General features: G+C 34.2%; 10 protein-coding genes and 3 pseudogenes. 10 read left to right on the top strand and 3 right to left on the bottom strand.

Annotated elements, in window-relative coordinates; all coding sequences use genetic code 11:
- Nucleotides 1-8: 8 nt before the first annotated feature.
- Both AC1DIT_RS15830 and AC1DIT_RS15825 read left to right on the top strand, forming a co-directional pair.
- Entirely contained in the window at nt 9-1,499 is a 1,491-nt protein-coding gene (locus AC1DIT_RS15830) for an alanine/glycine:cation symporter family protein (protein ID WP_016132920.1), read from the top strand.
- A 45-nt stretch (nt 1,500-1,544) separates the two neighbouring features.
- A pseudogene (locus AC1DIT_RS15825) lies at nt 1,545-1,727 on the top strand (carboxymuconolactone decarboxylase family protein); the annotation flags it as partial.
- 231 nt (nt 1,728-1,958) lie between these two features.
- Here the strand turns inward: AC1DIT_RS15825 and AC1DIT_RS15820 are convergent.
- Nucleotides 1,959-2,765 carry an alpha/beta fold hydrolase gene (locus AC1DIT_RS15820; protein WP_016132918.1) on the bottom strand — a complete coding sequence of 269 codons (807 nt, stop codon included), beginning with the start codon at nt 2,763-2,765 and terminating at the stop codon, nt 1,959-1,961.
- A gap of 184 nt (nt 2,766-2,949) precedes the next feature.
- On the opposite strand from AC1DIT_RS15820, the gene ppaC reads away from it, so the two are divergent.
- Both ppaC and AC1DIT_RS15810 read left to right on the top strand, forming a co-directional pair.
- Entirely contained in the window at nt 2,950-3,882 is a 933-nt protein-coding gene (gene ppaC, locus AC1DIT_RS15815; protein ID WP_016132917.1) for a manganese-dependent inorganic pyrophosphatase, read from the top strand.
- 282 nt (nt 3,883-4,164) lie between these two features.
- Nucleotides 4,165-4,617, top strand: a complete 453-nt coding sequence (locus AC1DIT_RS15810) for a DUF6884 domain-containing protein (protein ID WP_016115112.1) — start codon at nt 4,165-4,167, stop codon at nt 4,615-4,617.
- Nucleotides 4,618-4,959: 342 nt separating this feature from the next.
- Here AC1DIT_RS15810 and AC1DIT_RS15805 read toward each other — a convergent pair whose 3' ends face one another.
- Nucleotides 4,960-5,322 carry a hypothetical protein gene (locus tag AC1DIT_RS15805; RefSeq protein WP_016115111.1) on the bottom strand — a complete coding sequence of 121 codons (363 nt, stop codon included), beginning with the start codon at nt 5,320-5,322 and terminating at the stop codon, nt 4,960-4,962.
- A 940-nt stretch (nt 5,323-6,262) separates the two neighbouring features.
- Nucleotides 6,263-7,525, bottom strand: a complete 1,263-nt coding sequence (locus tag AC1DIT_RS15800) for an APC family permease (protein ID WP_016132916.1) — start codon at nt 7,523-7,525, stop codon at nt 6,263-6,265.
- Between the two features lie 125 nt (nt 7,526-7,650).
- Here AC1DIT_RS15800 and AC1DIT_RS15795 point away from each other — a divergent pair, with 125 nt between their 5' ends.
- The 6 genes and pseudogenes from AC1DIT_RS15795 to AC1DIT_RS15770 all read left to right on the top strand — a co-directional run.
- On the top strand, nt 7,651-8,565 hold the full coding sequence (locus tag AC1DIT_RS15795) for a LysR family transcriptional regulator (RefSeq protein ID WP_016115109.1): 915 nt from the start codon (nt 7,651-7,653) through the stop codon (nt 8,563-8,565).
- 49 nt (nt 8,566-8,614) lie between these two features.
- The gene (recQ, locus tag AC1DIT_RS15790) at nt 8,615-10,732 is read left to right on the top strand and encodes a DNA helicase RecQ (RefSeq protein ID WP_016132915.1); all 2,118 of its coding nucleotides are present in this window, start codon (nt 8,615-8,617) and stop codon (nt 10,730-10,732) included.
- A gap of 23 nt (nt 10,733-10,755) precedes the next feature.
- The gene (locus AC1DIT_RS15785; protein ID WP_016115107.1) at nt 10,756-11,133 is read left to right on the top strand and encodes a gamma-glutamylcyclotransferase family protein; all 378 of its coding nucleotides are present in this window, start codon (nt 10,756-10,758) and stop codon (nt 11,131-11,133) included.
- Between the two features lie 68 nt (nt 11,134-11,201).
- Nucleotides 11,202-11,402, top strand: a pseudogene (locus AC1DIT_RS15780) (hypothetical protein); the annotation flags it as partial.
- Nucleotides 11,403-11,630: 228 nt separating this feature from the next.
- A complete protein-coding gene (locus AC1DIT_RS15775) occupies nt 11,631-13,727 on the top strand; it encodes a HelD family protein (protein ID WP_476998278.1) in 2,097 nt (698 codons plus the stop codon).
- Between the two features lie 683 nt (nt 13,728-14,410).
- Nucleotides 14,411-15,049, top strand: a pseudogene (locus AC1DIT_RS15770) (M4 family metallopeptidase); the annotation flags it as partial.

Raw genomic sequence — 15,049 nt, 5'->3', positions numbered from 1 at the left:
GGATTGGGATGGAAAAGTTAGTAGAGTGGTTAGTAGGACAAGTATGGAGTATAGGATTAGTTATTTTTGCGTTAGGAGCAGGCGTGTATTTCACAATTGCTACTCGTTTTTTACAAATTCGGTATTTTAAAGAGATGATCAAACTATTATTTGAAGGAAAGAGCTCAGAGACCGGGATATCTTCATTTCAAGCATTTTGTTTAGCGTTATCGGGCCGGGTCGGAATTGGAAATATTGCTGGTGTAGCGACAGCTATTGCTTTTGGTGGTCCAGGAGCTGTGTTTTGGATGTGGGTGATGGCTCTATTAGGGGCAGCTAGTGCATTCGTTGAGTCAACGCTTGCTCAAGTATATAAAAGTAAGGTAGGCAATGAATATAGAGGTGGTACACCATATTTTATTGAAAAAGGCTTAAAAATAAAATGGTTTGCCGTCATTGTAGCGGTTGTYGTGACGATTTCATACGGTGTTTTATTGCCAGGGATTCAATCAAGTAGTATTGCGGTTGGATTTGAAAATTCTTCTGGTATTAGTAAATATATGACTGGTGTATTTTTAGTTGTGTTGCTGGCAGCGATTATTTTTGGAGGAGTAAAGAGAATTGCTGCTGTTTCTCAAACTCTAGTGCCGTTTATGGCAATTGGTTATGTAATTGTTACATGTATCGTTTTAATTGCTAATATAACGGAAATCCCTAATATGTTCGCACTTATTTTCTCAAGTGCATTTGGAATCGATGAAATGTTTGGCGGAATTGTTGGGGCAGCCATTGCATGGGGAGTGAAACGAGCTGTATTTTCAAATGTTGCTGGTGTTGGAGAAGCAACGTATAGCTCTGCAGCTGCTGAAGTATCACATCCTGCTAAACAAGGATTAGTACAAGCATTTTCGGTTTACATCGATACAATTGTTATATGTACAGCAACAGCTCTCATGATTTTAATAACAGGGATGTATAATGTCATACCTGAAGGAAAGAGCGCCATTGTGAAAAATATGGGGAATGTTGAAGCAGGGCCAATTTACACACAACAAGCAGTTGAAACTGTTATGACAGGTTCTGGTCCATTATTTATTTCAATCGCAATCTTTTTCTTTGCATTCACAACTCTACTAGCATATTACTATATTGCCGAAACTACACTTACTTACTTGGATCATAAATTGAAATTTAAATGGTTAAAAACGATTTTGAAATTCGGATTTTTAATTATGGTTTACGTCGGTAGTGTGGAATCAGCTTCACTTTTATGGAATCTTGGAGATTTAGGGATAGGTAGTATGGCATGGCTGAATCTTGTAGCGATTGTATTGTTAAGTAAGACGGCATTAAAAGTATTAAAAGATTATGAAACGCAGAAAAAAGAAGGGAAAGATCCAATATTTGACCCTAAAAAAGTAGGGATTGAAGGTGTTGTATTTTGGGAAGAAAAGTGTAAAGAAGGTAAAAATGAAATTTCTAGAAGAAAAGTACCAGTAGATGATAGTGTGAAATTTTAGCTTTATATATTTTTAAGATTTGAAAACTGAAAATTCTATCTTTTCATGACGGAATATCAACAACATGGTTTTATAAATGATGTATTACTTCATTACAAAGAAGGCATTGGAAATTTTTCAAAACAAATTCCAGAAATCGCAGAAACATATCATGCATTTACACAAGCTTGTTTCCAGGAAGGTGTATTAACAAAACGCGAAAAACAGCTCATTGCGTTAGGGAGTAGTTACTAAAAAATTAATCACGACAGAAACGATTCCAAATAATAAAAAGGAAATCTTATTTAAAACAACTCCTTTAGGGAAAGAACTGTATTACTTACATCAGGCGTTGCATGATGTAAGTAATAGAGGAGTTATTCGATTTTTAAAGGCCATTCATTGTTTTAAATGGCCTTTTTGTTTTGATTGAAAAATGAGTTTTAAAGTTTCGACAAACTAGGTCCTTTGAAAAATACGTTACGACAGTGATTGAATAAAAGAATGTAGCACATTGTTAAAATGGTCAGCTTCTTCTAGAAATGGACAATGACAGCTGTTTTCGAAAATAACGAGTTGAGAGTTATTAATATGTGCGTGTAAATGTTCGCCCGCAGCAACTGGAATTAATTTTTCTTCTCTACCGAAACAAAGTAAAGTTGGTTTTGTAATTGCATTTAACTCTTTCCGATAATCAACAACAGATTGATCGAATAAAATCGCGCTCGCAATAGATGCTGGAACCTTTGTTACCTCCTCAAGCATCCAAGTTGAATCTTCTGCAGAAAGGGGGTTTTTAAACATGAGAGGGATAAAACCCTTTAGAAACTGGGCTTGATTTGTTTGAATTTCTTTCATGAAATGAATAAGTGTTGGGAAATCAAAGGCACCAATAGGGAAATCGGGCCATTTAAAATCTGATGCTAATTCATCAACAATAACAGAACCTTTAATATTTTGTTCTCCAAATTGCTTTATATATTCCCATACAACAAATGCTCCCATTGACCAACCGACTAAGATAACATCTTTTAAAGATAAACTTTCTATAAAAGCATGCACATCATGGGCATAGTTTGTAATTGTATGTCCAGTTTCAATATGGGGAGAGCGCCCGTGACTTCGTAAGTCAATTGAAATCGCGCGATATTTTTCACTGAAATAAGGGATTTGTTTATGAAAAAAACGGCTGCTCATCCAGACACCGTGAATAAAAAGAATAGGAGTACCTTTTCCTTGGTCTTCGTAGTATAAATCTACACCATTCTCAAGTTTTATAATAGGCATAATGGAAAACCTCCTTTTAATAATTTTATTCCACATTTCAAACTTTTTTCCTCTTATATAGGAGAAGTAAGATGTTTTTTTGTGTAAAATAGGGCAGAACCTTTATTTTATTTATAAAAAATGTGTTTAAAATATTGTCATATTTGCTTCTTTAAGATATCCTTTTCATGAAGAGGTGGAAATCATGGAAAAAGTACTAGTTTTCGGGCATAAAAACCCAGACACAGATGCAATTTGTTCTGCAATTGCTTATGCAGAGCTGAAAAAAGAATTAGGAATGAATGCTGAGCCTGTACGTTTAGGTGAAATCAGCGGTGAAACTCAATTTGCGTTAGATCATTTTAAAGTAGAAGGACCGCGTTTTGTTGAAACAGTAGCAAACGAAGTGGACAACGTGATTTTAGTTGACCATAACGAACGTCAACAAAGTGCTAACGATATCGAATCTGTTCGTGTGTTAGAAGTTATCGATCATCACCGTATTGCTAACTTTGAGACAAGCGATCCTTTATACTACCGTTGCGAGCCAGTTGGTTGTACAGCTACAATCTTAAACAAAATGTACAAAGAAAACGGCGTTGCAATTCGTAAAGAAGTTGCAGGTTTAATGTTATCTGCAATTATCTCAGATTCTTTACTATTTAAATCTCCAACTTGCACAGAACAAGACGTAGCTGCAGCACGTGAATTAGCGGAAATCGCTGGTGTTGACGCGGAAAGCTACGGCTTAGAAATGTTAAAAGCTGGTGCGGATTTAAGCGGTAAAACAATGGAGCAATTAATCTCTCTTGACGCAAAAGAATTCCAAATGGGCGATGCGAAAGTTGAAATCGCACAAGTAAACGCTGTTGATACAAACGACGTTCTTGTACACCAAGTGGAATTAGAAAAAGTAATCTCTGCAGTAGTAGAAGAAAAAGGTTTAGACCTATTCTTATTCGTTGTAACTGATATCTTAACTAACGATTCGGTTGGTCTTGCTATCGGTAAAGCGACACAAGTTGTTGAAAAAGCATACAACGTAACATTAGAAAACAATACAGCAACTTTAAAAGGTGTTGTATCTCGTAAAAAACAAATCGTTCCTGTATTAACAGAAACGTTCCAAACTCTATAAGAGAAATTTTGGATGAAAGGGAAAGGACAAACAGATATATAGTCTGCTTGTCCTTTTTTTGTTTTTAGGAGCATAAAATTTCGGATATTAAGGTCTGTTATTTTAATGTTTCATTTAGGAAAAATGGAACTTGGGTAGGAAGAAAAGAAAAACCTGGTATTTTTATCTGTGAATTAAAAATGCTATGATTTCATTAGTAATTACTATGTCTTAAAAGTAATAATGAAAAAATAAAACAAATTATATATAGGATCGAAAGAGAAAAGAGGGAAAAAGGTAATAATGAAAAGGCTATGCATCATTCCATGTGGAAAAAAGAAAATCTGGGATCAGTATCCTGATAAGGGACCAGCAGAAGCAAAGGATGTATACATTAGTCCATTCGGAAAAGCATGCCAAGCATATGCTTCGCAATTTTTTTCACACTGGGTTATTTTATCAGCTAAACATGGATTTTTACTGCCAACTGATATAGTAGAAAAAAACTATGATCTCGCTTTTAATTCGAAAAGTAATGAGATTATTAGTATAGAACAATTAAAAAGACAGATGATTGATAAAGACTTGCTAGACTTTGATGAAATTGTCCTGCTTGCAGGCAAGAAGCATAAAAAAGTAGTGACAAAGTTATATCCGGAAGAAATGATTTCCTATCCGTTAGAAGGCTGTAAAGGGATTGGATATATGCTGCAGAGGTTGAAGTGGGCGGTTGAAAATCATAACGAGATTCAGTAAAAGTTAAAAGAACTCGATTTATCCCGCATTAACGGGTAGTAAGCTCTCACTGATTAAAGTTTCACTTTATATTGTACATAAGGGTGTTATGTATCGTTAGAAATATAGACCTATAAGGAAAAAAGCTAGATGAGGAGTTAATGGGCGATCTATTTTTTGTTGTTGTAAAAGATGTTAATTTTCGAGTGCATACAGCTGAACATGGAATGGGTTAGTAGGAGAGGTAATTATGTTATGTAGATATTGTCAGTCTTTAGTACAACAACCAAAACAAAAGAATATAAGTGGAAAGCACCCAAATTGGGTGCTTCTATTTTTAAGAGAATTTCCATTTAGAACATACTAAACGTTATAGTTTATTACTTGCTTCATAAGGTTTCTTATCTCTTTAACTGGTGGTTTTTTATCGTATACATCAACATATGAAAAATAATAATTTAAATTTCTGACAAGACCTTTTCCAATTTTTGCACTTAGGAAAGGAAATACTTGTCCAGTGTAGTCTTCGAGAGATTTACAATAGTATTTTTCATCCAAATAAATACTATATTTACATGTTAGCTCTACTAGTGGGTTACCTTCAGAATCATATACATCTTTAGATTCAATAATGTCTATTAGTGCAAATCTATCATTAAGATAAACTTTTTTCTTCTTTTCAGGTTTATTAGAAAGAATAAAAGCGAGACCTAGTGCATTAATCAATACGTTTCCTCCTACAAATAAAAAAGATATTAATAAAATATATCGATATATGTTAAATGTAAAGTGGTAAGGCAAATGGTAAAAGATTACTGTAAATATTATTAAGGGATTTCTAGAAGATAAAAAATATTCTTGAGTCAATTATAGGGAATTTAGTTGAAGTAGATGTTAATAAAAGTGAATATAAAAGAAATGAATCCCTGCAAGGGAAGTTGCAGGGATTCATAAGGGTATTGTCGAGAATGTCGAACTCGACAAAGTAATCTTAACATGAATTTCTTGGAAAGAAACCTGGTAAATGTGTCCAAATGAATGTCTAGTATGGGGGCTATAAGAAACCTTTCAGACAAAGTCAAAGAGACCTACTTCCCGCAGCAGGTCCCTTTAACTAGATAATGTTGATGAGCAATAACCCATCTGGAGTACTTTTATCGTAACAAATGGAAAGGGTTTTGTGTATTGAGAAAAAATTTCAAGCAGACATTTACGGTAGCCATATACATGTCGAATTTTTATGCTTGTGTTCAATTCATAGAGTAATGAAGGAATAAAAAAGACCTGCAAGTAAGAAGCAGGTCGTAAGAAGGGGCTTTAATCCAACAGATTAATTAAACGTTATCAATTGTAATGAATGAAGTCCATAGGTTATGTGTTGAGAAACTTTGTATGAAAGATATTAATGTTTTGTATTCTTGAAAAAGAGATTGAAAAGAGATGTTAAAATCTTCCTATGCGAGAATAAAGGTCGATATTTATAAAGAGATTCATATTTCCAAGCATCACGATTAGAAACCTTGAGTTGTTTATTTGAAGAGCGAAAAACAATTAGATTATTGTTGCGTTTCATAAATAAACCTCCCTTAATTTGATGCAGGTATATTATGGGAATGAATCTGTAATTTGTGTGAGAAATAGTTTAAATGAGAATCTTTTCTTTTCATTATCGTATTGAAATTTCCTTTTCATAAGTATTTGGTCTGTTTTTGAAGTACTGTAACCCATAGAAACCAACTAGTATTCCAATACTTATTAAAATCCAGATGGAAGAGAAAGAGAGAATGATAAGAAAACAGACAATCAAACTTAAAGAAAGAATTTTGTTAAAGATACCTGGTAATAATTTATATGCTGCAAAGATTCCACAAATGGCATTACAGATAAAGAAAGCATTTGCAATGGCTACGATTTGTTCTACTGTAATGCAATCGTTATAAAGACAGATAAATACAATGGTATGTATGCCGATTAATAAAAGTAAAGAATAGATTGATACATTCGATTTCGTACGATAGGAAAGTTTATATAATTTCTTTATATATTTTGCTTCAGAAGCGATAAGACGCGAGACCCCGCCAACAACTAATAAATATGTACTCATGCAAAGAACAGTAGTAATAAAGGCGATAAGAGGAACAGCAAACTCTCCAAATAAAGTAGCTAATATGGCTGTTATTCGTAAGTCTTCTTGATGTGAACTAGGAATTACAATCCATTGTGTGGCGCCTGCCACGACAAGACAAACAACCGTTACAGTAAGTGTGCTTATCGTAATTGCTTGTGGGATGGTTTTTTTTCGATTTTTGACATCCATACTGTAATTCCCAATAATCTCCCAACCTACTAAAGCCCAAAAGAGCAATAAAATACTATATCCAAAATCTCCAAAAGAAAAAGATGTTTGAACTAGCTGTTCCGATCGAAAATGAGGGATAGAACGAATTCCACCGCTCAGTAAAAGAACGGTTGCAGCTGTTGAAAATACAAATGATATTTTTCCAATAGATGATATATCTAATAATAAAATCAATACACAAAGGCTCATTAAAAGAAAACCAATTCCCTCTAATGGAACTTTAAAGTTTGAAAATAAAGCCGCTATATATTGACTGGCTGTCATAAGAACAGCTGTAGGTCCTAGACAACCTGCTATGATAAAGAAAATAGAAGTTAATTGCTTCATAGAAGGTCCAAAAGCTTGATCTACCGCATGTGCAACCCCAGATTCATTAGGGAAGAGAATGCTTAACTTACCAAATAAGGAAGCAAATAGAAAACCAATCCCCATAATAAGTAGCCAAGCGATAATGGCATAATCTCCAGTTGTTTTGTAGATAAGTGGAGGAAGTAAAATAATCCCAGACCCTAAAATTGGACCAATAATTAAACCGCTGAGCAGTACTGGTCCTAATTTTTTCTTTCTCATATATGTATACATCTCCTTTTGAAAAATTGTGTTTCTTCTATTGTAATTCGAGTTTATCTATCAGTAAAATAGATATATATGAAGTTATTAATCGGAAATTGCGATGTTAGAATGGAGAGATTGAGATGGAGATTCGGCATTTAAAAACATTTAAAACAATTGTTGAGTTAGGAGGATATACACGGGCAGCCGACTATTTAGGATATGCACAATCTACTGTAACAGGGCATATTCAAGCAATTGAACAAGAAATGGGACAGCCTTTATTCAATCGATTAGGGAAAAAAATGGTGTTAACAGATGTAGGAAAGCATTTACTTCCTTATGCAAATGAAATGATTGCTTTGTCTGAGAAAGTAAAACAAATCCCAAGCGTGGATAATGAGATTACTGGAAAAATTGTAATTGGTGCCCCAGAATCATTAACAATTTACCGCTTGCCATCTATTCTTCATGAATATAAAAAGAAGTATCCAAAAGTAAAAATTACATTAAAAGCTTCAACGTGTCGGGAATTGAGAAATGATTTAAAGAGTGGAAATATAGATATTGCTTTCCTCTTAGACACTGAGCGTCATGAAGAGGATTTACATATTGAGCAACTTGTCATGGAGCAAATGGCGTTTGTTTTTCCAAAAGATTACACTGTGACACAAACAGATTCGCAAGATGTCCAATTTTCTCAAGAGGAAACGTTTTTGTATACGGAACGTGGTTGCAGTTACCGAGCATTTTTTGAACATTATTTACAAAGGCAAGGCATTCAACATGAAAGTACATTTGAATTTTGGAGTATTGAGGCGATAAAACAATGTGTCATGTGTGGATTAGGGATTTCTTTACTACCAATTATTACGGCCCAGCAAGAGCAGAAAGACAAGAAACTACAAGCTGTTATTTTAAATGAAGCAAAGTTTGCAACACAACTTGTATATCATAAAAATAAATGGTTTTCTCCAGCTTTACATGAGTTTTTAATAATTATTCGTAAGCATGCGAGGGGATGGAAAGAAGTAGAGAGTACAGTGACTTTTAACTAATGATATAATATTAATAGATGAAAGACTAAGAAAAGCAGGTGAATCTTTTTTGTTTACAAAAGCACAAGAACTTTTAGCTTCCTATTTTGGCTACTCGTCATTCCGTAGAGGGCAGGATGAAACAATTAAAAATGTATTGGCTGGAAAAGATACAGTTTGTATTATGCCAACAGGCGGTGGCAAATCAATTTGTTATCAAATTCCAGCACTAGTATTTGAGGGGACGACATTAGTTATCTCACCTTTGATCTCACTTATGAAAGATCAAGTAGATACATTAGTACAAAACGGGATTTCAGCTACATATATTAATAGTTCTATTTCAATTACAGAAGCAAATCAACGAATCCAATTAGCGAAACAAGGTCATTATAAGTTGTTATATGTGGCGCCGGAGCGTCTTGATTCAATGGAATTTGTAGATCAATTAATTGATATGAAGATACCGATGATCGCAATTGACGAAGCTCACTGTATTTCGCAGTGGGGACATGATTTCCGTCCAAGTTATTTACATATACATCGTATATTGGACTATCTTCCAGAAAAACCACTTGTACTTGCGTTAACTGCGACTGCAACACCGCAAGTGCGTGAAGATATTTGTCGTGTGCTAGAAATTGATCAAAAGAATACAATTATGACAACGTTTGAACGGGAAAATTTATCGTTCTCGGTAATCAAAGGACAGGACCGAAATGCATATTTAGCGGATTATATTCGTCAAAATAAAAAGGAATCTGGAATTATTTATGCAGCGACAAGAAAAGTTGTTGATCAGTTGTATGAAGATTTATATAAAGCAGGCGTTTCAGTTGCACGTTATCATGCTGGAATGAATGATCATGATCGAAATGAACAGCAAGAGCGATTTTTACGTGATGAAGTGAGTGTTATGGTAGCGACATCTGCATTTGGTATGGGGATAGATAAATCAAATATTCGTTATGTGATTCATTATCAACTCCCGAAAAATATGGAAAGTTATTATCAAGAAGCAGGACGTGCTGGTCGTGATGGATTAGATAGTGAATGTATTTTGTTATATTCTTCTCAGGATGTACAAGTGCAGCGTTTTTTAATTGATCAATCTACTGGGGAATCACGTTTCTCAAATGAACTTGAAAAACTGCAACATATGACCGATTACTGCCATACAGAACAATGTTTACAATCATTTATTCTAGAGTACTTTGGAGAAGAGCCGAAAGAAGATTGTGGACGCTGCGGGAATTGTACGGATGAACGTGAGAGCGTCGACGTTACGAGAGAATCGCAAATGGTCTTATCGTGTATGATTCGAACAAACCAGCGATTTGGAAAGCAAATGATTGCACAAGTATTAACGGGATCAAAAAATAAAAAAGTAATTGAATTTAATTTTCATACATTACCAACTTACGGTCTTTTATCGAATCGTAGCGTAAAAGAAGTAAGTGAGTTTATTGAGTTTTTAATTTCAGAAGAATTAATTGCGGTGGAACACGGGACGTATCCAACCTTAAAAGTGACAGCCAAAGGGAAAGAAGTATTACTCGGAAATGAAAATGTGTTACGGAAAGAAAGAGTAGAAACAAGACAGATTGTAGGGGACCATCCACTGTTTGAGATATTACGTGAAGTGCGGAAAGAAATTGCACAAGGAGAAGGCGTACCACCGTTTGTTATTTTCTCTGATCAAACGTTAAAAGATATGTGTGCGAAAATGCCACAAAGTGAAAATGAGTTACTACAAGTAAAAGGGATTGGGGAGCATAAACTTGCGAAGTATGGTTCTCACTTCTTACAAGCAGTTATTCATTTTATGGAGCAAAACCCAGATTACGCTGAAACGATGAAAACAGAAGTTGTTACGGAACGTAAGAAATCTGGAAAAGCATCAGCAAATTCTCACTTAGAAACGTATGAAATGTATAAACAGGGAACTGAGTTAAGTACAATTGCCAAAGAACGAGGCTTATCACGTCAAACGGTTGAAAATCATTTAATTCGTTGTTATGAAGAAGGAATGGAAGTAGATTGGCCAAGTTTCGTTCCACCAGAATACGAATCTCTTATTGAATCAGCAGTACAACATGCAGAAGGCGGATTAAAATCTATTAAAGAACAACTTCCAGATGAAGTGAGTTACTTTATGATTCGTGCTTATTTACAAATAAGAAAATAGAGAAGTATTAAGGGGACAGGGAAATGCACTATGTTTTTGTTTATGGCACTTTAAGAAAACAACAAGCAAATGCCCATTATTTACATGGGGCAACATGTATAGCTGAAGAAGCATGGACTCATGGGAAACTATTTGATACAAATGAAGGTTATCCTGCAATGATTTGTACAAAAGAGGATAAAGTACATGGAGAAGTGTATGAAGTAGATGATGAGATTTTAAAAAAGTTAGATGAACTTGAAGAATATACAGGTAATCCAGAAAAAGATTTATATGATCGGATTACACAGACCATCTATTTTGGGGATAGAAGTATAGGGGCATATGTCTATATTGCACAAAATGACGGGATGTTACAGAGACTAATAATTACTGGTGATTGGGCGAGTTATCGAAATTGAATCGATAAGGGAAGTATGGTTCCATTTTGAAAGTATTCAGGCTCTTTATTCTTCTGATATATACGTGTATAGTAAAAGTTTTGAAAGCGATGGCAGAGTATCATGATATTTCACTAGGCGTTTTTCTTGAAAGAATAGTTCTTCACGCTTTTGAAAACAAACCTGTATTTAGCCAAGAGAGTCTTGAAAAGGTTAAAGCTATAAAAGAAGTTTATGATATGGATTATGGTTTAGAAATCAGCCGTAGGTGGAATGATTCGGAAAATTAGAGGGGTTTTATTTATGCCTTTATCTATTTTATCAATGAACATTTTTGTACGAATGTTTATCGTATAAGAGAAAAAAATTAAATAATGAATAGTGAAAAAAGGCGGGATTACTTCTTGTATTCTTATATTTTAGAAAATTCCCGCTCGAACTATTGACTTTATAAATGTATTTTTTATACAATTGTATCTCGACTGAAAAATTCGAACGGACAGGAGGGAATCAGCATTATGAGTACTATATTTGAAGAAGAATTCCAGCGGATGAAAAAAACTTTATCTACAATGGATGAACAACTAGATAAACTGGAAAAAATTCCAGTTTATTATGGAGAGGATTTTAAAGAGCAAATTCTTGAAAGTATGAGGGAGTCAAATCGGCAAAACCTACGTATTGGTGTGCAAGAACCATACTTTGGGCGATTGGATTTTCAGGAGGATGGACAGCCAGAACCAAACCCGATTTATATTGGTAAAGTAGGTGTGTCTGATGAAGAAACGATGAAACCAATTGTTATTGACTGGCGCGCACCCGTTGCTAGTATGTTTTATTCATTTACTGGTGGTGAAGAACCGGCTTTTTATCATTCACCAGATGGCTTAGTAGAGGGCGATGTGTATTTAAAAAGGAACATTGCTATTCGCAAAAGAGAACTGGAACGTGTTGTTGATACATATGTAAAAGGAAGTGAAGATGTATCTCTTGCAGATGATTTTCTTCTATATCGATTAGGTGAAAATAAGGATAATAAATTAAAAGATATCGTTTCGACGATACAATCTGAACAAAATGATATTATTCGTGCAGAGAAAAATATGCCATTATTAATTCAAGGGGTTGCAGGAAGCGGAAAAACAACAATCGCTTTACATCGCCTTGCTTTTTTAATTTATGAATATCGCGAGCAGCTAGAGGCAGAGAGAATGATTGTATTCGCTCCAAACAGTTTGTTTTTAGATTATATTTCTAGTGTACTTCCTGAACTTGGTGTAGGAAATATTAGGCAAACAACATTTCAAGATTGGGCGCTAAATACATTAGATGATGCGGTGAAATTGAAAGATACTGACGAAAAGTTGAAAGAAGCTTTTTCGATAAATCGCGATGAWAAAAAGGTTATGCTMGGTAAATTAAAAGGMACGMTGRAATTYAAGTCATTTATTGAAGAAAATATTGTTCAATTTGAAAAGAATTTATTGCCAACAAAAGATTTTGAGGCATGGGATAAAGCATCTATTACAGTAGAAGAAATTAGAAAATGGATGCAAGTGGAATATAAGCACTATCCATTAAAGAAGCGTAGAGAAAGATTAGTCGGCCGAATAAAGCGCTGGATTGAGATTGAACTTAAAAAGTTTGAAGGAACAAATGAGAAAAAAGCATTAAAAAAAGAAGCTACAAAGAGATTAAATGCCTATATGAAATTTTGGCCTAAAATGAGCCCGTTATCATTTTATAGTTCGATGATGAAGCAAAAAGAAGTATTGGAAGTTTTGCCTGAAGAACTTGTTCAGGAAACAGAAAAAAATTGTCGTAAAAAAGAAGTGTATGTAGAAGATTTAGCACCTCTTATTCATATTCACCATCGATTAGCAGGTATCGAAATCGGGCAAAAATTCCACCATGTTGTTATAGATGAAGCGCAAGATTTTTCACCATTCCAAATTTATATACTAAAAGAAATTACAATGGGTAACTCGTTTACGATTTTAGGTGATTTATCGCAAGCAATATATGATTATCAAGGGATTGAAGACTGGAATGACTTTAAAGAAGTATTTCAAGAAACCGGTTATTATGAACTGACGAGGAGTTATCGTTCTACAAAAGAAATTATTGAATTTGCAAATGAAGTCATTAAAAATGCTGAAATTCCAGTAGGACTCGCAACCCCTGTTTTCCGTAGTGGTGAGAAAGTAAAGGTTATTTCTACGGACAATCAATTTGCTGCAATTGTAAAGACTCTACAACATATGCAGAATGAAAATGTGAAGACGATTGCTGTTATAGGAAGAACAGATGATGAATGTCGTGATATATATGAAAAGTTAACAGCTACAGGAATCACTGCTAACGTCATCGAAGCAAACCAAAGTAAATATGAGGGTGGTATTTCAGTTGTACCTGTGTATTTAGCAAAAGGATTAGAATTTGATGCGGTACTTCTTGTCGATGTTGATGAAGTACATTATAAAGGTACAAAGCATGATGCAAAATTATTATATGTTGGATGTACAAGATCTCTCCATGATTTGCGAATTTTCTATTCTGGGGAAGCATCACCTTTAATTCAAGGAATACAAGAAGAGTTTTATGAAAGTAAATAATAGATGTTTCAAGAGGATTTTCAAGTAATGAGGTAGCACCCCATCGTCATCAACCTAACGAAATTAAATACCCTAAAAACGAAAATTTTCTTTCTCTACAGTTAGTTCTTTTGAGAATTCAGCGTATTTTTTTAGTTTTAGAGAATAATGAATTTCTTAACCTAACGGCTATGAGTGCTATCTCCTATAGTGAATATTTTTTTAAGCGGTTCAGGAATAAACATAGGCTGTGGAGAAGACTTTCTCCACAGCCTATGTTTATTAATAGGAGCAGTTTTTAGTATGTCTTGAGTAAAAACTTTGATCTCTTCATGTATAAACTCTGTTGAAATACGATTCCTGATTTGTTTCCTCCACAATCCATTCTGCCATCATATAAAGTAAAAAAGAGATAAGAACACTGTATGAAGTATAATCTCTCTTCTCGAATATATATTCTTAGCCCACGTAACCGGCTACTAAAAGAATTACCTTCTTCAACCGTTTTCCTTTAGAATATCTCATTCATTATAAACATTAATTTTTTCTAGAATAATGGAATTTAAATAACGGATTATCGACATTAAATTATGTAATTTTGCATAATGTTACATAAATTCGGCATTTTCTCTTTTTTTTGACAAGAATAGACAGTATACTTTTTACAAGTTTAATATTTCAGAAAATTATACGAGGTGAAAAACATGAAAAATAAAAAAACATTAGCTACAGTTGCATTAACAACAGGAATAGCTTTAACAACTGTAACACCATATGGACTAGGTCATGCAGAGGAAACAGATCAACTACAAGTTCAAATGCAAGAGGATTCGTTTCGTACAGGTGAACTTACACGACCATCACAAAAGGCACCAGAAAATGTAGTAAAAGATGCTCTTAAGGAGAAGACAGAGCAAGCTTTGTCTCCAAAACAAGTTAATGGAGAAACGGGAGTAGATTATAAGGTTCTTCAAAAGCGTGGTTCTTATGATGGAACTACACTTGTGCGTATGCAACAAACATATGAAGGAAAAGAAGTATATGGGCATCAATTGACTGCACACGTAGATAAAAAGGGTGTTATTAAAAGTGTTTCAGGAGATAGCGCGCAAAATTTAAAACAAGAAGATTTAAAGAAGTCTATTAATCTATCACAAGAAGAAGCGAAACAATATATTTATACGAAGTACGGCAATGATATCAGGTTTATTTCTGAGCCAGAAGTAAAGGAAGTTATTTTTGTTGATGAAAATAATGGACAAGCCAGCAATGCATACCAAGTTACATTTGCTGCTGCAACACCGAACTATGTATCTGGAACCTATTTAGTGAATGCTCATAAT

This window comes from Bacillus sp. 05T22, assembly GCF_056396765.1.
The sequence above is the reverse complement of the archived record's forward strand: the minus strand, read 5'-3'. Positions and strand labels throughout refer to the sequence as shown.

Excerpts from the sequence above, each read along its gene's own strand:
- AC1DIT_RS15810 (WP_016115112.1), top strand. The coding sequence starts at position 4,165 with ATGAAAAGGCTATGCATCATTCCATGTGGAAAAAAGAAAATCTGGGAT.
- ppaC (WP_016132917.1), top strand. The coding sequence starts at position 2,950 with ATGGAAAAAGTACTAGTTTTCGGGCATAAAAACCCAGACACAGATGCA.
- AC1DIT_RS15820 (WP_016132918.1), bottom strand. The coding sequence starts at position 2,765 with ATGCCTATTATAAAACTTGAGAATGGTGTAGATTTATACTACGAAGAC.
- AC1DIT_RS15800 (WP_016132916.1), bottom strand. The coding sequence starts at position 7,525 with ATGAGAAAGAAAAAATTAGGACCAGTACTGCTCAGCGGTTTAATTATT.
- AC1DIT_RS15785 (WP_016115107.1), top strand. The coding sequence starts at position 10,756 with ATGCACTATGTTTTTGTTTATGGCACTTTAAGAAAACAACAAGCAAAT.
- AC1DIT_RS15795 (WP_016115109.1), top strand. The coding sequence starts at position 7,651 with ATGGAGATTCGGCATTTAAAAACATTTAAAACAATTGTTGAGTTAGGA.